This is a genomic window from Rhizobium sp. WYCCWR 11146, from assembly GCF_013591995.1.
GTDB classification, from domain to species: domain Bacteria; phylum Pseudomonadota; class Alphaproteobacteria; order Rhizobiales; family Rhizobiaceae; genus Rhizobium; species Rhizobium indicum.
Genome location: NZ_JACCEY010000007.1, coordinates 199,377 through 216,844, shown reverse-complemented (window position 1 = coordinate 216,844; position 17,468 = coordinate 199,377). Strand labels below are relative to the sequence as shown.

Genomic DNA, 17,468 nt, shown 5'->3' with positions numbered 1-17,468 from the left:
GGCAACACGGAGAGACGATGTAATCCTGAACGCCCCATGTGGGCATTGACGTTACGAGTGCACGCCACGAGGATGTTCGTTTCAAATACGATCGTCTAACCGCCGGATCGTACCTGCAGAGAGCGTCACCTGTCGGTCAAATCCTGGACGGCGAACGCAATGCTCACCGCGCGATTGACGGCCGCCGCAAGAACGGACATGTGGGTCTCACCGGCATAAAGCTCAAATTCGGTACGCAATCCGTCGGCAGTGCCGTTTAATCGCTCCGCCATCTCCCGCGCCAGGAGGACGGTCCGTTCCGTCTTCCTCTTCTCCAGGCGTGCAGTGGCATCCTCGTTCCGGTACTGGAAGGGTGCCAGCTCATCGCCTTCGTATTCTCCGGCGGACAAATGCAGGAAAGGTGCATTCCCCGGTGCGTCTTGACGCTGCGCCTCATTCTTGAGGATTTCACTGTTCTCCCAATAAATGGTTGGGCTGGCCGCAATCCAATTGGCAAACAGACCTGGACGCTCGAACAGGGCATAGAGAGTAAAGAGGCCGCCGAAGGAATGTCCGAAAAGCGATCGGCGCATCGGATCCAGGATCACCATCTCCGCAATCCGCGGTATAAGCTCGTTCTCGATGAAATCCACCAGCTTGCCGGTCCCTCCGATCACCACCGGCGGACCGCCCTCAACGAAGGGCGGATAGGATTTGACCGGCGGAGGCCCCAGGTCCCAAGACCGGCGGAGCGGATCATAGGGCTCGTCGGAGGGGTAGCCGATCGCCGCAATCACCCCCCAACTGACATTCGTCCCCGTCGGATAAGGTGCCTGCGTGACCAAGCTGGCGACCGCGAAAGGGATAGTGGCGTTGCCGTCGGTCATGATGAGAAGCGGCCATCCACCCGCCGGCGGTTTCTCCGCCGGAATGGAAAGGAATATGCGATAGGGCTCGCCGCCCACAGCAGGAGCCAGATCGAAAAAACACGTTCCGGGCATCGAATAGACGCTGATAGGATTGGTCATGAGAAAATTTTCTGATGGTTGAGACGATAGGGGAAGGGAAATTGATGGCGGTGCTGTTCACCAGCAGGTTTCGAAGCTTTCCAAGGTCGGTGCAACTCTTTGCTGATATCCCGGCTTCCACGAAAGCGCATCATGGCAGTCACGGTTCGAAAAACGTTTGCAGAGGCTGATCTAACCTCGTTCCGGCATGATTTGAAGACCCGGAGCTAGCGACCCGCATTTCGATCCCACAGATGAATTCAAAGGGGGCCTCAATTTCAATCATCTCCGAACACCGCTAAGCCGACGTCTGTTTCGCAATTTCCCCGAGTTTGCAACCTTCCGCAAGCGGGCACGATGCAGTCGCTGGCGTCGTTATCCCAGTGGACCGGCTGCGAACCACTGGCGGGTGTCACATGTTGGGTATCGGCATACATAGGCTTTGCCGTGGCTTCTCTGCCGCTTGGCCTTCCCGGCTGCTGATCCGCTTAGAACAGCGCTTTGTTACGATTGCTTGCGCCGCCGTGACGGCCTCTAAACAACCCCTGCGCTGCGTGCGACCCTCCTGATGTGTGCAAGGCCGCGCCGATAGCCGGGCACATCGAAGTGCTCGAGCATGAGCGGAACTTCGCGCCCGAGTTTTGCAATCTCGGTGACATAAGCCGTGTAGTCGAGATTCCCTTCGCCAGGCACGACTTCATCCAAATGGAAAGAGATCGTTCCAGGTCCGCCTTTCATCACCAGATCCTTCGCGTGGCACGAAACGATCCAGGGTCCGAGAAGGGCGAAACAATCTTGGATCATCTTTCCTGTATTGAAATAGAGCCGCGGCGAGATGATCATATTTGCCGCGTCGATATGGGCTCCGAACTGCGGCCGATCTATCGCCTTTAGCAATTTGAGATAGTTTTCCGGCGTATCGGTCACCAGCCACGGCACCATCTCCAACGAGAACTTAGTGCGCTTGGGCTTTACCATATCGATGATATAGCGGGCTGTATCGACCGCACGTTGGAATCCAGCCTCGCTTTGATTGTCTGGATGCGGGCCATAGTCGTAATTGTCGCTCAGCTGCCACGGGTCGGCTGGATGACCGACGGTTCCGTGGTAGGCGACGATGGCGCCTGCTCCCAGCTCGTCCGCCAGAGCCAGTTGATGCACGGCATGTTCGAGATTGGCTTTCCGCGTCACGTCATCATGGGCAATGAGGTTTTTCCAGGCCCCTCCTTCAGCAAAAACGAGATCGGCGGCAGCGAAGCTTTTCACCAGATCGGCGATTTCTTGGCGGTTCTCGAGCTTGATGTTCGGCATGTAGGCCGCGTTGTACCCGAATTCGACATGTGCGCGTGCATAAGCTTCGGGATCACCCCCGTATTCGATCCCATAGCCACCGAGTCTGAACGTCATGAATAGTCTCCCAAATTGATTCTGTTGGCGGGCGGCGGCCACCGCGTCCCCGGCCGCATCTTGTCTCTGAGGCCCTCAAGCCTGAGCAGTTTTGCCCGGATAGAGCAGCACTTTTCCGCAATTGCCGGTTTCCTGAAGAGCAAAGGCAGACGCGACCTCCGACATGGCGAAGCGATGCGTGGTCAATCTGTCGAGAAGCGGCCTGGCATCGCGCACGCGCTGCAACAACTCTTCGGCGAAGACGTCATGGTTCCAGTGCCAAGCGCCGAAGATGTCGATACCCTTGCCGGTGATGCGGTTGACCGGTAGCGAACCGCTCCAGGTGACGAAGGCCAGCCTTCCCCGCGCCCGCAGCAACTCCAGGACAACCGCTGGAGCGCCCTCATTGTTACTGGTGTCAAGGGCGGCGTCCACACCATAACCGCCGCTTGCGGCCCGCACCTGCTCGATAAGGTCCGGCGCACGGGGGTCGATGACCAGCTCTGCTCCCAACTCCTGTGCCAGCGCAGCGCGATATGGGTTCAATTCGAGCGCGATGACGCGCGCGCCAATTGTTCGCGCATTGATGATCGCCCCAAGACCGACGGCGCCGCAGCCGGAAATCAGCATGGTATCCTGTGGGCTTACCTGCATGCGGTGCATCGCCGTGAAGCTCGGACCGAGGGCACAAATCGCCATTGCGGCGTGATGCGTCTCAATGTCGTCAGGGACAGGTTGCAGCAGGTAATCCGGCTTCAACAAAAATTCGGCGTAACAGCCGATGCCGGACGATGAACCCGTCTCGTCCAAAAGATCGCGCTGCGAGGTGCAGTGGATATGTTCCCCCGAGCGGCAAGCCGGGCAGACGCCACAACCGGCATGCGGCATGACGATGACGCGGTCGCCGACCTTCAGGCGCTTTGATTGTGCGGCATCGACAACAACGCCGACCGCCTCATGACCGAGCTCACACGAAAGCTTGCCAGAACGCCAGGATTGCCATTCCGTGCACATGGGCGCGACCAGGATCTGGATCTTGACGATGTCGCCGGACGCTTGCGGATCCGGCCGTTGGGAGACCTGCGCCTGACGCGGTCCAAGGATTTCTACACAAAGAATGTTCGTTACTCCCGCTTTTGAAAATTAGTGACGACACGGGCTGGGCCTAGCCCTTGACCGCGCCCATGGAGAACCCGGCCTGAAGGTGTTTTCTGAACAGAAGGTAGAGGACGAGCAGCGGCAGGCTGGAGATCACGACCGCCGCAAAAAGAAAGCCGAAATTGAATGAGAGCTGCCCCTTGAGGAGACTCAACCCGACCTGCACGGTGCGGATCGTTGCGTCCGAAGACAGCATGTAGACGAGTACATATTCCACCCAGCAGGCATGGAACGTAAAAATGGCGATCGTCGTGATGATCGGTCGCGCCATCGGCAGCACGATCGCCGTGTAAATTCTGAGATAGCCGGCGCCATCCATCTTGGCAGCCTCGATCAACTCATTCGGAATCGAACGGACGAACGCCGCCGCTAGATAGACGGCAAACGAGATGTTGAAGGCGACGTAGGGAATGATGATCCCGAGATGTGTGTTGGTAAGTCCAAGGAAATTTTCGGCGATAAATAGCGGTACGATCGACGACGAGATCGTCACCAGAAGCCCCATGACGATAAACGAGAATATGATCGGGGTCAGCTTGGAAGGAATCTTGGTAAAGGCGAATGCTGCCGAAACAGAGAACAAGACGACGATGACGGTCGTCATCACGCAGAAGATCAGACTATTGACGAACAGATGAGAAAACTCGCCCAATTTCCAGGCCTGAATATAGTTATTCAGCGTCCAGTTGACCGGCAGGGCCACCATGTTGGAAACGATCTCCGTCTCCGGCTTGAACGACGTATAGGTAAGCCAGATAAGCGGAAACGTCGTGAATATGGTGAAGAAGCCGAGCGCCGCGTAGGCCGCAACTCGAAACGGCATAGGAACCATCGCCTGGCTAGATGTGAACCTCGACATCCTAGTGGGTCCCTTCTTCGTAGACGCGCGTGAACCGCGCGGCGATGGCCGACAGTATCAAGATGAGAAATACGCTGAGCAGGATGAGGACCACCGAAATGGCGCTGCCGAAGCCGTATTTGTAGAATGAGAAGGTATTCTGGATCATATAGAGGCCGAGTACGCTGCTGTAGTAACTCGGACCGCCATTTGTCATGATCCAGAGGATCTCGAAGCTTTTGAGGCTTCCGGCGACTGCATAGATCGCTGAGGTCAGGAATACAGGGACCTGCTGCGGCAGGATAAGGGACTTCAGGATGTGCCACTCGTTTGCGCCGTCAAGCACGGCTGCCTCCAGCATCTCTGGGCTCGTCTTCTGGAGGTTGGCAAGAAAGATAATGAAATAGATGCCCGTATACATCCAAAGCAGCACGATCAGATAAGGCAGAATTGCCGTGTTCTTCGAGTTGAATATGGTCAGCGAGAACATTGGGTCATTGATCGCACGGCCGATGATCTGCGAGACTAGGCCCGTCGGGGCGAAGACGACCCCGAACAGCAAAGCCACCACCACGGGGCTAAGCAGCGCCGGAAAAAATATGACCGCTTCGAAGAAACCCGCACCTCTGACCAGACGCCGATAAATGACATAGGCGAGAAAGAAGCCCAGCGGGATCTGGCCGATCAGCGACACGAGTATGACAAGGCCGTTGTTGCGCAGGCCCCACCAGAAGATGGGATCGGAAAACATCACGACGTAATTGGTAAAGCCGATGAAGTTCGGAATGCCCGCGCCCGCCCAGTCAGTGAAGCTGAGCACGAGACTGTAGACGACCGGGATGACGATCACGAGCCCGTAAATGAGCAGGGCCGGTGCGGTCAGTATCGCATAGCTGATGCGATCAGATTTTGCTGCGGAAGCCACGTCAGGCTCTTTCTCATCGATGCGGATAGGTTTTGTGGAATACTCCCGCCAATTGTCTTGGCGGGAGTATTCCCCGCGGCTGCTTGGGAGTTCACTCGGGTGACTACTTGGTCTTTCGGTTGCTGTCGTTCGCAGCGACCCAAGCTTCGTATTTCGCAGCAAGTTCCTCTGGCGTGACTGAACCCAGAACAAGCTCCTGCAATCCGGCATTGACGACCTGCATCACCCCTTCGGCGTCCAGGCGATCATCAAGAACCGGTAGCACATGGACGATGGACGACGAAAAGGCGTAACTCTTCTTCGCCAACGGATCGCTCAGCATGTCGCCGACACCCACGTCTTGCGCGTAGATCGGCAGCATCCCGTATTTGACATCAATATCCTTATTCGATGGATCGAGATTGAACTTGACCCACTTCCATGCCGCTTCACTCTTCTCGTCGTCGAGTTTGGCCGACATGCCGAATCCTGTAGAGGGCTGACCGGAGGAAGAGTCGGAATTGGCCAGCGCCGCGCCTTCGATTTCTGGAAGCGAACGGATTTCGACGTCCGTCTTCATTTCGGGCGGCAAGGCCGAAGTGAGGTTCACGACCTCCCAAATGCCGCCGATAAAGTAGACGCTGCGTCCGCTCACGAACGCAGAGAGCGCCTGTTCGCGTGTCGTAGACGGCTCACTGGGATCAATGAAACCGGCGTCGACCATTTCGCGAATTTTCTTGAGCGCGCCAACGAAAGGCGCATCCGTGAAGGCCGCACCATCGGTGCCTTTAAGGACATTGGCAAACCATTCAGGTGTGCCCATGCGACCGACCATGACCGACAGCAGGCAGGACTGCAGCACCCAACTCGATTGATCGCCGAAGACGGCCGGACGATATCCCGCAGCGCGGATGGCCTTCGATTGCCCGATCATTTCGCCGAGCGTCTTCGGATAGTCGAGCTTGACCTCGTTCAACAGCCTGCGGTTCACGTAGACCACATTGGTAAAGTTTACGAAGGGTACGCCGATCTCGTAAACTTCGCCCGTGGCCGCCTGTGCCTGGGTAGACACAGGGCGCAAGAGCTTGTCAACGCCATCGCGCTTGATCAGGTCGCGAAGATCCTTGGCGTAGCCGCGGCCCGTGAGGTAGCCGGTGCGCTTTCCGGGCCAAAGCGTGAGAATGTCAGGCAAGTTACCCGAGATCGCAAGGGCCTGCATCTTGTTATGATATGCATCGTGATCGAGATAGTCGAAATTGATCGTGATGTCAGGATTTGCAGCGTGAAACCGTTCATAGGTTTCCTGAAGCCGAGCGTAATCCGGGTCCACCTTGGTGAAGGGGAACATCGCCGTCAAGGTTACGTCCGCATGGGCGATCGCAGTGGTAGCAAGGCTTATTGCCGTAGCAAGCAGTAGCGACGATGCGCTGCGGGCCAAATTGTTCATTGTGTAGTTCATAAGGTCCTCCTCTCAAGCCGACGGGTGATCCCGCACGGCAGTCGATTTCTCCTTCCCGAAACGAGGCCGTATCGGCTCGCTGCGGGATCCCAATTCATAAATTTTGTTCGATGCTCCGCTGCGTCCAGCAACACTGCGGCACCAATTCCCACGGCTCAGACACCGGTAGCAGGCGGCACGTTCTCCTCAAGACAATTGCCGCCGACCTTTTGGCCATTTTCGGCTAGCGTCGAAGTGGCTCGACGTTATCCGTAACGTTACGAATAGCGATCATCAGTTGTTTGTCAACCGAAAAGGCTTTGTTTGGAGCCATTTCATGTTCGACCATGAAAGCTCCATCCATAACGTTACGGAAGATCAGGGATTGAGGATATGGCTGCCGTGATCAACAAATTCGCCAGGGACCACGCGGCGTAGTTGCGCGTAATCTTCGCCATCGATCGCGCGGGCCAGCATTTCGGAAAGCAGGTCTGCAATGCCAGCATGCGGGTAATAGAATGCACTCGTCGGCGGGCTCAGAAAGTCATGTAACCTCGCGCCGCCGTACGTGATAAGGCCGAAATCCTTACCGATCTGCCGGCCCGCCTGCTGCATGGCGGTGATGAATCCAAGCCCTGCCTCGTCAGACGCGACAAAGGCGCCTGTCGACTCTGGATGACGGAGCAATACCTCCCGCGCCATATCGACGCCGCTCTGCGGCGTCGTCGCCGAAAAATGGATCAATTCATCGGGCACGGTCAGGTTGCGGGCGTTGAAGGTCTTCGTCCAGCCTTTCACGAATTGCAGGCTGTAGCTGAATTGGCTCGACGGCGCGAAAAGCAAGGGGTTCGGATGTCCGTTGTCTAGCAGTAATCTTGCCGCGTCGGCGCCGATCTGCTCGTGGTCGAGGTCGACATACGGGTGGGCGCTCAGGAGTTCGGTCCGGCCAAACGTGACAAAGGGCATCCCGATCTCGAGCAAATATTTTACCCGCTCATCCTGGGGACGCGTATGCGTGATGATCACTCCATCAACCGAACCCTCGCGGGCCAGATTGCGGACGATGTCAAGCGGATCGTCGTGTTGCAGATGAGGAACGATACCGGTGCGATAGCCTCTCGCTTTCATGGCCGTGGAGATGCCAACGAGCAGTGACGCCGTCACGATATTAAGCTGCTCCTGTCGTTCGAATGAAAGCACCATTGCGATCGATTGGGAGCGCCCTGTGCGAAGATTGACCCCACCTGTGTTGGGTCTATACCCGAGCTTGTCAGCCGCGCGCTTGACGCGATCGATCGTCTCCTGATTCACTTCAGGCCCGTCTTTGAGCGCTCGGCTCACGGTGGTAACGGAAATGCCGAGGTGCTGGGCAACGGTTCGTAGCGTTGCTCTAGGCTTTTGCTGGTTCATTCGGTGACATCGCTACCTTTTTATTGCAAGTCGTCATCGGACTCGTAATCGGAGCTGGCTGTCCAATCAAGAATTAGCTCCGCTACCGTTGCCGTGCTGAGACACTTGTGGAGCTTGGCTTAACCGACGACTGGCAGCACGTGATCGATAGCACGCTCATACCGGGCCATTCTCAGGCTGCTGGCGCAAAAGGGGACTGATAAGGAGGCTGTTGGTTGATCACGCGGCGGCTTTACGACAAAAATCCATGCCCGCGCAGACGGTCAAGGTCGCCCTCTTGGCTTCATCCGAACAGGTGGCGAGGTTTCTGATTACAAGGCAGTCCCTCAACTTCTTGCTATTCCCGTCACCCGTCCGCGAAAGATGCTTGCGGACAAAGGATATGATGCAGACGCCGTTCACGGCGGCAAGCTCGATCAAACGGCACGCGCACGTCACCGCGCTAGGCAAATCGCGCCGGTTCCCAAGATCACTTTCCCTCAGAAACAAGTTTCGATCTTGGGCCCTGTGAGATAGACATCACAGGTCCATACGCGCGTGCTCTGCTTCGACGCGTCAATCCCCGGAGTTGCATCATGAAAATCGCGCCGCAGCAGCGGATCTATGCCTGCTTCTTTCTCTTCGCTGTGTCGCTGGGGGCGCTGCTGTCGAGGATGCCGGATTTGCAGGTTGCGCTTGGCGTCAATAAGTCCGAGCTTGGGTTAACGCTGATAGGGGCTGCAATCGGCGCCTTGATTTCGTTGACTTTATCTTCGCCCTTGATCGCCCGGCTCGGCGCGCGTACGACGGCATTCATTACTGTTCTCGGCACGTCTGCGCTGCTGTCGCTGGTGCCGTGGATCGGTGCGGCGCCGGTCGTGTTCTGTGTGCTCTTCGTTGAGGGGCTGCTCGCCGGGGCGCTGGAGATCAATCTCAATGTTGAGATCGACCGCATCGAAGCGCAGCTAGGACGCGGCGTGATGAACAGGGCGCATGGTTTCTGGAGCCTCGGCTTCTTCGTCACGGCGCTTGTCTCATCGGTCGTCCGCCAAGCGGGCATTTCGATGGAACTCCATCTCGCCGCCACCTTTGTCACGGTTCTTGTCATCGGCATCTGGGCGATTTCCGGCATGCGGAATGCGCCGGCGCGGATCGCGTTGCATGAAGGCAAGGCACCGCTGGTAGCGCTTCCCACCTGGGGCCTAATGCCGCTCTGCGTGATCGGCATCGCGGCCTTTCTCGTCGAAGGTGCCGGGATCGACTGGTCGGCGATCTATATGCGCGATGTGTTTTCGGTCGAGCCCTTCATTGGCGGATTGGGATTGACGCTCTTTACCTTCTGCATGGCGCTGGCGCGCCTGTTCGTCGATCCGCTGGTCGATCGGTTTGGCGCGCGGGCCGTCGCCACGATGTTGCTTGTTCTTTCGGCGATCGGCATCTGCGCCGTGTCGGGGGCGCCGCATCCCTATGTCGCGCTGGCGGGCTTTGCCTTGATGGGCGCCGGCTGCAGCGCGGTCTATCCTCTCGCCGTTTCGGCGGCGGCCCAACGCACAGATCGCGCGGCGTATCTCAACGTCGCCGCCCTCGGCCAGATGAGCTTTGTCGTCTTCTTCCTGGCGCCGCCGCTGCTCGGTTTCATTGCCGAACATGCTGGCATCCGGACATCCTATCTCGTCTGTCTTCCGCTGATCATTTACGCGCTCTTCTCGGCCAAGGCGCTTGCTACGCTCCGGGCTGCCGGCGGCGGTAGCGCTGCGACTGCTCGGAGCGTCAACGGGTAACGGATTGTGCTGCCGGTTTTTGGCCGCGCGATTGGTTCGGCGAAACTCCGAACGAGCACGTATTAACGGCCTGCTCGGTGCTCTCCCTAAGCAATACGGCTGGCACTGCAGGTCGAAGTAGATCGCCTTGCGAGATTGAAGGTCAGTCGCGCGTCTGGTCGAGGGAATTGCGGTCGCAGGCGCGAGGCCACTTGCTTGCCGTCGAGTTTGTTGACGGCAAAGCTATCTGAGCCGGCGGGCTCGACCACGTCGGTCAGGCGATCGCCCTCACCATTGTGCCCCATTGATCACCTATAAACCAGCCTGGCGATGACTCTTCGCCGAATTTGCAGACGAACGGTGGTCTTGAACGGGATCGAACCGGCGTTGGCTAATCGTGAAGCACCTGATAGGTCATAGACCGCTGTGTATGAGGTCTTGGCACCATGTCAGAGACAACCCTCGGACCGGAATGGAGAGCTTTTGATGGGCTGGAAAACACCGAAGATCGAATACGTGAATGGCTATAAGATCGTTGAAGTTGAGGGGCCTAGCTTCAAAGTCTACGATGGCGACCGTCAGCTCGGGGACGATTTCCCCTACCCCGGCGAAGCTGCTGCTTACGCAACCTCGTTGCCAAAACGGGATCATCCACGCAGCTAGGCGAAACGCCGCGGAAGATCATTCAAAAACCCCTTATGGCAGCCTTACTGAAAGTGGAACAAGATTTGACCAGCTCCCAACTTTCTTCACCGCTGGAACTGCTTGGGTGGTCTGAATTCTTCGCGGACCAGGTCCAGCCCAGCGAAGCGGGCGTGATCCCCAGACGCATCGCTTCAGTTCACCGGGCACGCATCGAGGCGATCGATGTCACCGGGCCGGTCGGACTGGAATTTCCAGCCAATACCAGTACTGGTGACTACGCGGTGGGCGACTGGGTTCTTGCCGATCCACTGACTGACATGCTTATCAGACGTCTCGACCGAAAAAGCGTCTTTCAACGACGCCCGGAAGGCGGACGTGGCCAACAACTTGTTGCCGCCAACGTCGACACCCTGTTGATCGTGACCTCGTGCAATGCCGATTTTAATCTTGCTCGGCTGGAACGTTACCTGATCATGGCCAACCAGGCCGGGAGCAATCCGGTGATTGTACTGACGAAGGCCGACACCGCGGAAGATGCCGGCATGTTCCAGGCGCAAGCCGAGGCTTTGCAGCGTGACCTGCCTGTCGTTGCCTTGAATGGGCGCTCCGCGGACGCCGTTTCCCTGTTGAGGCCCTGGTGCGGCGTTGGCCAAACGGTTGCGTTGGTGGGGTCTTCTGGTGTCGGAAAATCAACACTGGTGAACACCATGACTGGGCCAGAATCTGACATAAAGCAAAAGACGGGCACCATCCGCGAATACGACGCGCAGGGCCGACACACCACCACGGCGCGATCCCTGCATGCAATTTCAGGCGGTGGCTGGGTCATCGATACGCCGGGAATAAGAACGCTTTACGTGAGTGATGTTGCCGACGGTATAGACACCCTCTTTGCTGAAATAACTGAACTGGCGCCGCTTTGCCGCTTTCGCGATTGCACCCATGCCCATGAACCGGGATGCGCGGTTCAGGCCGCCGTCGCAAGCGGCGCCCTGCTCGCCGATCGCCTGGAACGCTGGCGGAACCTGCTTGCAGAAAACCGCGACCGAACACCGGTCGTGAGCGGACCCCGCGGCAACAAGATCGTTCGCAAGAAGAAATATTGAAAGTGTTGAACGTTTGCGACGCTGCTGATCGGCGTCAGCCACAATCCGCCACCTGATTGGCTGGCCTGTGGTGACAGCGTCAGCGCTCAATGAGTGGGATTGCGGTCAAGAAGAAGACCCTGCAAGCGATCGCTCCCGCTTGTGAGGGATATGTCTTTGAACAACCGCGATATGAGGCGCGGTCGCAATCCTTGCCTCTCATCGATGAGGAGGAATGACATCCTCTTTATCTCGATCGTGATCACGCCTGCATTGTCATGGCGACGATAATTCCCGGAATCCATCGCATGGAATCCATTTTCCACCGCCCAGGCGGCTATCATATCCGCGTTCATCAAGGTCCTGCTTTAGGAGATGCGGACGTGCTGTCTCTAGCTGTCCCGCTCGCGCAAATCGCTTCGCAGTCCTACGGATACCGCAACTGAATCGCTCTAATCCAGCCAAATCCGTCCAAGATCACAGTTCCCGCTTAGGTGTTGCGAGAAAGACTCGAAGCGATCGTTGTCAATCGCTCGACTCAGCCGAGGCCGGGCCGCCCGTTTAGCGCTCTTGATGGGATAAGAACTCTTGGCCCACCCAGTAAATTGAGAGGTGAAACGAGCCAATTTCTCATGATGGTTATCAAGACGCAGATTCCCAGAAGCCTGCTTCCTGAAACCGCTATGATCTGTCACGAAGCTCGCTCCCGTGCATTCCCCACATCTGCTATTTCAGCGGCCATGCCGACATCCCGAGGTCGATGACGCGCCGCAGCACGAGGCCGCTCGCGCCTGCCTGTGGCAGGTTCATTGCAGCCTGCAAAACGCCGAGAAAATGCCAAGCCAAGCCATCGATATCCGCCGCTGATGGCAACTCGCCATTGCCACACAGACTTCCTTGCTGCGCCGGCAAGGAAGCCGGAAAGAGACGCGCTGCAATCATCCCGGAGCGCCTCACCTTTCGGATGGCCACGGTCTCAGGCTTCGGCTCAGATATGCAGGGCGCTTCCCAGAGCTTTCAGCGCCGCCTCCATCACCGCTTCGCTGCGGGTCGGATGCGCATGGATGGTGCCGGCGATGTCTTCCAGGCGCGCACCCATCTCGATGGCCAAAGCAAAAGCCGCCGAGAGCTCGGAGACCCCGGCTCCCACCGCCTGCAGGCCGAGCACGAGATTGGTATCGGCGCGGGCCACGACGCGCACGAAGCCTTCTTCGGACAGCATCGTCATTGCCCGTCCGTTGGCGCTGAACGGAAACTGGCCGGTGCGGATTTCATAGCCTTGCGCCTTCGCCTCGGCCGGCGACAGCCCGGCGCTAACGATCTCCGGATCGGTGAAGCAGATGGCGGGAATGCATCGTTTGTCCCAGGCCCGCTTCTTCCCGGCGATGATTTCCGCCACCATCTCGCCTTGGGCCATGGCCCGATGGGCCAGCATCGGCTCGCCGGTCACGTCGCCGATTGCATAGATGCCGCGCATCGAGGTGCGGCAACGATCGTCGATCCTCAGATAAGGACCGGCACGATCGAGATCGAGCTCTTCAAGACCGGATCCTGCCGTCCTCGGGCGGCGGCCGACGGTGACGAGGATACGGTCCGCCGCCAGGGTCTGCTGCCGGCCATCCGACGTTTCGACGATCAATGCCTCGCCATTGTCGGCAAGGCCGATCGCCTTGGCGCCGGTCAACACCCGGATGCCGCCTTCAGTCAGCTTGCGCATGACGGGCCGCACCAGTTCGGCATCATAGAGCGGCAGCACCTGCGGCGTCGCCTCGACGACCGTCACCTCAGATCCCATTTTGGCAAAGGCGGTCCCGAGCTCCAGCCCGATATAACCGCCGCCGACCACGACGAGTTTTTTCGGCAGCTCCGTCAGCGACAGCGCCTCCGTCGAGGAAATGACCCGGCCGCCGAAAGGCAGATTGGCAAGCTCCACCGGGTCGGAACCGGTGGCGATCACCACGGTCTCGGCGCGGATGATCTGCTGGCCGGTTTCCGTCTCCACCTCCACCGTCTTGCCGTCGCGGAAGTGGGCTCGCCCGTGGACGATCTTGACGCGCGCCTTCTGCAACAGACCCGAAACGCCGCTGGTCAGCCGGCCGACGATGCCGTCTTTCCAGGCAATCGTTCTGCCGAGATCGATCGAGGCGCCTTCGACGCGGATGCCCATCGGGTTTTTGCCGGCAAGCATCTTTTGCGTCGCGTCGAATTCCTCGGCTGCATGGATCAGCGCCTTGGAGGGAATGCAGCCGACCGTCAGGCAGGTGCCGCCCGGCTTGCCGGCCTCGACGATGACGGTATCGATGCCGAGCTGTCCGGCGCGGATGGCGCAGACATAACCGGCCGGACCGGCGCCGATGACGAGGAGCTTGCAGACAATCTCTTTCATGGATCAGCCTTCGATGAAAATGAGCGCCGGTGTTTCGAGGAGCGTGCGGATGCGCTGGACGAAGGTCGCCGCATCCCAGCCGTCGATGATGCGGTGATCGAAACTGGAGGAGAGGTTCATCATCTTGCGCGGCACGAACTGCGCGCCGTCCCAGGCCGGCCGCGTGGCGATCTTGTTGACGCCGATGATCGCCACCTCGGGATGATTGATGATGGGTGTCGAGACGATGCCACCGAGCGCGCCGAGCGAGCTGATGGTGATGGTCGAGCCGGAAAGCTCATCGCGTGTCGCAGTACCTGATCGCGCCGCTTCCGCCAGCCGGTTCATCTCGGCGGCGCAATCCCAGATGCCGCGTGCTTCCGCGTGCCGCACCACCGGCACGGTCAGACCGGCCGGCGTCTGCGTGGCGATGCCGATATGCACGGCACTATAGCGCGTGATGATGCCGGCATCGTCGTCGAAAGTGGCGTTGACCTCAGGCTGCTCGGAAATGGCCTTGACCAGCGCCCGCATCAGGAAGGGGAGAACCGTCAGCTTCGGATGATCCGGCCTGCGATCGCCGTTCATCGTGGCGCGCAACTCCTCGAGCGCCGTCATATCCACTTCCTCCACATAGGTGATGTGGGGGATGCGCGAGGCGGAAAGCACCATCTTCTCGGCGATGCGGCGGCGCAGGCCGGTCAGCTTGATCACCTCGGTCGCTGTCTTCTTGGCAAAACCGTTCTTGACCGCCGCGGGAGCGGTTCCAGGGGTCAGGAATTGCTCGATATCCTCGCGCAGGATACGCCCGGCCGGTCCGGTCGCCTGCACCTGCCTGAGATCGACACCGCTTTCCCTGGCGAAGAGCCGCACCGAGGGAGCGGCAAGCGGCTTTTCCGCCGGCGCCGGCGCAGGAGTTGGCGTTGCCGGAGCAGGTTTTGCAATCTCGGCCGTGAGCGTTTCGGCAATCGGCGTCTGCGAAATCCCAACGGACTGAGGCTCGCCGACATCTCCCGCCGTCTCGATCCGTACCAGCGGGGCCTTGACCGCGATGCGGTCTCCGACCTCGCCGGCAAGCCAGGTGACGGTGCCACTGACGGGAGACGGAATTTCCACGGTGGCCTTGTCGGTCATGACGGCGGCGATCACCATGTCCTCGCGGACGGGATCTCCCGTCTTCACGTGCCATTCTACGATCTCGGCCTCGGCGACCCCTTCCCCGACATCGGGCATCTTGATGATGAATTCGCCCATGGCTCAGGCCTCCATGACTTCGGCAAGCGCCCGCCCGACACGGCCGGGACCGGGGAAATAGTCCCACTCCTGCGCATGCGGATAGGGCGTGTCCCAGCCCGCGACACGCACGACCGGCGCTTCGAGATGATAGAAGCAATGCTCCTGCACCAGCGCCGCGACTTCGGCGCCGAAGCCGGATGTCAGGGTTGCCTCATGCACGACGACGCAGCGTCCCGTCTTCGAGACCGATTTGACGATCGTATCGAGATCGAGCGGCAGCAGGCTTCTGAGATCAATCACCTCGGCATCGATGCCGGCATCCTCGGCCGCAGCAAGCGCCACATGCACCATGGTGCCGTAGGCAACGACCGTCACCGCCGATCCTGCGCGCCGCACTTCGGCCTTGCCGATCGGGATGGTGTAGTGGCCATCGGGCACCTCGCCGAGATCATGCTTGGACCAGGGCGTCACCGGCCGCTCGTGGTGGCCGTCGAAGGGACCGTTATAGAGCCGCTTCGGCTCCAGGAACATGACGGGATCAGGATCCTCGATCGCCGCGATCAGCAGGCCCTTGGCGTCATAGGGATTGGAAGGAACGATCACTTTCAGGCCGCAGACATGGGTAAAAAGCGCCTCTGGACTCTGGCTGTGCGTCTGGCCGCCGAAGATGCCGCCACCTGTGGGCATGCGCACGACGATCGGGCAGGTGAAATCGCCGTTGGAACGGTAGCGGATGCGCGCCGCCTCCTGCGTCAGCTGATCATAGGCCGGGTACATGTAGTCGGCGAACTGGATTTCGACACAGGGCTTCAGCCCATAGGCGGCCATGCCGATCGCCGTGCCGACGATGCCGGATTCGCTGATCGGCGTATCGAAGCAGCGCGTTCTGCCGTATTTTGCCTGCAGACCCTGCGTCGAGCGGAAGACGCCGCCGAAATAACCGACGTCCTCGCCGAAAACCACGACATTGTCGTCGCGTGCCATCGACACGTCCATGGCGCTGCGCACGGCCTCGATCATCGTCATCCTGGCCATGTCAGTACCCCGCCTTCTGCCGCTGGCGGCGGATATGCGGCGGCATCTCGGCATAGACGCCCTCGAAAATGTCGCGCACCGAAGGCCTGCCGCCGGCATGCAGCGTGCCATGCGCCTCTGCCTGGCGCTGCGCCTCGATCACCTCGTCCATGATTTCGGCTTCGGCCTGCACATGCCGCTCCTCCGACCATGCGCCCTTGACGATCAGATGTTTCTTCAGCCGCAGCACGGGATCGCCGAGCGGCCAGACCTCCGATTCCGTCTTGGGCCGATAGGCGCTCGGATCGTCGGAGGTCGAATGGGCGCCGACGCGATAGGTCACATATTCGATCAGCGTCGGGCCGAGATTGCGCCGCGCGCGCTCGGCCGCCCAGCGGGCGACGGCATGGACGGCGAGATAGTCGTTTCCGTCGACACGCAGCGCCGGAATACCGAAGCCAAGGCCCCTCGCCGCGAAGGTGCCGGAGCCGCCGCGGGCGATGCCCTGAAAAGTGGAGATCGCCCACTGATTGTTGACGATGTTGAGAATGACCGGCGCCTTGTAGGTCGAGGCAAAAACGAGCGCCGAGTGGAAATCCGATTCCGCCGTCGATCCGTCACCGATCCAGGCCGCGGCAATGCGGCTGTCATTCTTGATCGCCGAGGCCATCGCCCAGCCGACAGCCTGCACATATTGGGTGGCGAGATTGCCCGAGATGGTGAAGAAACCGTGTTCCTTGGAGGAATACATGATCGGCAATTGCCGGCCGCGCAGGGGATCGCTCTCGTTCGAGTAGATCTGGTTCATCATCTCGACCATCGGATAGTCGTCGGCAATCAAAAGGCCCGCCTGGCGATAGGTCGGGAAATTCATGTCTCCCTTCTCGAGCGCCTTGCGGAAGGCGCAGCTGACGGCTTCCTCGCCGAGATGCTGCATGTAGAAGGAGGTCTTGCCCTGCCGCTGCGCCATCAGCATGCGGGCGTCGAAGGCCCGCAACTTCATCATGTTGCGAAGCCCGGTCAGCAATTCCTCGTCAGAAAGCGAGCCTGCCCAGGGGCCGACCGCCTCGCCGTCGCGGTTCAAAACACGGATGATCGAATAGGCGAGATCGCGGATGTCTTCCGACGCGACATCCACCTCCGGCCGCGGCACCGAGCCGGCCTTGGCAATCTTGACATTGGAAAAATCAGGCTGGCCGCCCGGGCGGACGGCGGGTTCGGGGACGTGCAGGCTCAAACGAGCGGAATCCACCATGTTTTTTCT

The 17,468-nt window shown here is 59.3% G+C and carries 17 protein-coding genes; 4 read left to right on the top strand and 13 right to left on the bottom strand.

Features of this window, described 5'->3' with window-relative positions:
- Positions 1-125: 125 nt before the first annotated feature.
- From HX899_RS04060 to HX899_RS04030, 7 genes are all read right to left on the bottom strand, one after another.
- Positions 126-1,007, bottom strand: a complete 882-nt coding sequence (locus HX899_RS04060) for an alpha/beta hydrolase (RefSeq protein ID WP_181291678.1) — start codon at positions 1,005-1,007, stop codon at positions 126-128.
- Positions 1,008-1,520: 513 nt separating this feature from the next.
- Positions 1,521-2,393, bottom strand: a complete 873-nt coding sequence (locus tag HX899_RS04055) for a sugar phosphate isomerase/epimerase (RefSeq protein WP_181291677.1) — start codon at positions 2,391-2,393, stop codon at positions 1,521-1,523.
- 75 nt (positions 2,394-2,468) lie between these two features.
- On the bottom strand, positions 2,469-3,386 hold the full coding sequence (locus HX899_RS04050; RefSeq protein ID WP_210273693.1) for a zinc-binding dehydrogenase: 918 nt from the start codon (positions 3,384-3,386) through the stop codon (positions 2,469-2,471).
- 151 nt (positions 3,387-3,537) lie between these two features.
- Complete coding sequence (locus HX899_RS04045) at positions 3,538-4,353, bottom strand: carbohydrate ABC transporter permease (RefSeq protein WP_181291676.1); 816 nt, start codon at positions 4,351-4,353, stop codon at positions 3,538-3,540.
- Positions 4,354-4,390: 37 nt separating this feature from the next.
- Complete coding sequence (locus tag HX899_RS04040; protein ID WP_210273692.1) at positions 4,391-5,455, bottom strand: carbohydrate ABC transporter permease; 1,065 nt, start codon at positions 5,453-5,455, stop codon at positions 4,391-4,393.
- A complete protein-coding gene (locus HX899_RS04035) occupies positions 5,397-6,731 on the bottom strand; it encodes an extracellular solute-binding protein (RefSeq protein ID WP_181291674.1) in 1,335 nt (444 codons plus the stop codon). The genes HX899_RS04040 and HX899_RS04035 overlap by 59 nt, the downstream gene beginning before the upstream one ends.
- 357 nt (positions 6,732-7,088) lie before the next feature.
- Positions 7,089-8,120 (bottom strand): substrate-binding domain-containing protein, encoded by a 1,032-nt coding sequence (locus tag HX899_RS04030; RefSeq protein ID WP_138390076.1) that lies wholly within the window; start codon positions 8,118-8,120, stop codon positions 7,089-7,091.
- Positions 8,121-8,363: 243 nt separating this feature from the next.
- Here HX899_RS04030 and HX899_RS34950 point away from each other — a divergent pair, with 243 nt between their 5' ends.
- The 4 genes from HX899_RS34950 (at position 8,364) to rsgA (ending at position 11,610) form a co-directional block, all read left to right on the top strand.
- On the top strand, positions 8,364-8,636 hold the full coding sequence (locus HX899_RS34950; RefSeq protein WP_348647896.1) for a hypothetical protein: 273 nt from the start codon (positions 8,364-8,366) through the stop codon (positions 8,634-8,636).
- Between the two features lie 59 nt (positions 8,637-8,695).
- Entirely contained in the window at positions 8,696-9,880 is a 1,185-nt protein-coding gene (locus HX899_RS04020) for an MFS transporter (RefSeq protein ID WP_173883720.1), read from the top strand.
- A 465-nt stretch (positions 9,881-10,345) separates the two neighbouring features.
- A complete protein-coding gene (locus tag HX899_RS04015; RefSeq protein ID WP_018071841.1) occupies positions 10,346-10,522 on the top strand; it encodes a hypothetical protein in 177 nt (58 codons plus the stop codon).
- Positions 10,523-10,557: 35 nt separating this feature from the next.
- On the top strand, positions 10,558-11,610 hold the full coding sequence (gene rsgA, locus HX899_RS04010; RefSeq protein ID WP_181291673.1) for a ribosome small subunit-dependent GTPase A: 1,053 nt from the start codon (positions 10,558-10,560) through the stop codon (positions 11,608-11,610).
- A gap of 86 nt (positions 11,611-11,696) precedes the next feature.
- Here the strand turns inward: rsgA and HX899_RS04005 are convergent, their stop codons facing one another.
- From HX899_RS04005 to HX899_RS03980, 6 genes are all read right to left on the bottom strand, one after another.
- On the bottom strand, positions 11,697-11,945 hold the full coding sequence (locus tag HX899_RS04005) for a hypothetical protein (protein ID WP_173883718.1): 249 nt from the start codon (positions 11,943-11,945) through the stop codon (positions 11,697-11,699).
- A 370-nt stretch (positions 11,946-12,315) separates the two neighbouring features.
- Positions 12,316-12,531, bottom strand: a complete 216-nt coding sequence (locus HX899_RS04000; RefSeq protein ID WP_138390289.1) for a hypothetical protein — start codon at positions 12,529-12,531, stop codon at positions 12,316-12,318.
- Positions 12,532-12,577: 46 nt separating this feature from the next.
- Complete coding sequence (lpdA, locus tag HX899_RS03995) at positions 12,578-13,975, bottom strand: dihydrolipoyl dehydrogenase (protein WP_181291672.1); 1,398 nt, start codon at positions 13,973-13,975, stop codon at positions 12,578-12,580.
- A 3-nt stretch (positions 13,976-13,978) separates the two neighbouring features.
- Positions 13,979-15,208 carry a dihydrolipoamide acetyltransferase family protein gene (locus HX899_RS03990; RefSeq protein WP_181291671.1) on the bottom strand — a complete coding sequence of 410 codons (1,230 nt, stop codon included), beginning with the start codon at positions 15,206-15,208 and terminating at the stop codon, positions 13,979-13,981.
- Positions 15,209-15,211: 3 nt separating this feature from the next.
- On the bottom strand, positions 15,212-16,225 hold the full coding sequence (locus HX899_RS03985) for an alpha-ketoacid dehydrogenase subunit beta (protein WP_017958371.1): 1,014 nt from the start codon (positions 16,223-16,225) through the stop codon (positions 15,212-15,214).
- A 1-nt stretch (position 16,226) separates the two neighbouring features.
- Complete coding sequence (locus tag HX899_RS03980) at positions 16,227-17,459, bottom strand: 3-methyl-2-oxobutanoate dehydrogenase (2-methylpropanoyl-transferring) subunit alpha (protein ID WP_138334633.1); 1,233 nt, start codon at positions 17,457-17,459, stop codon at positions 16,227-16,229.
- Between the last annotated feature and the right edge of the window lie 9 nt (positions 17,460-17,468).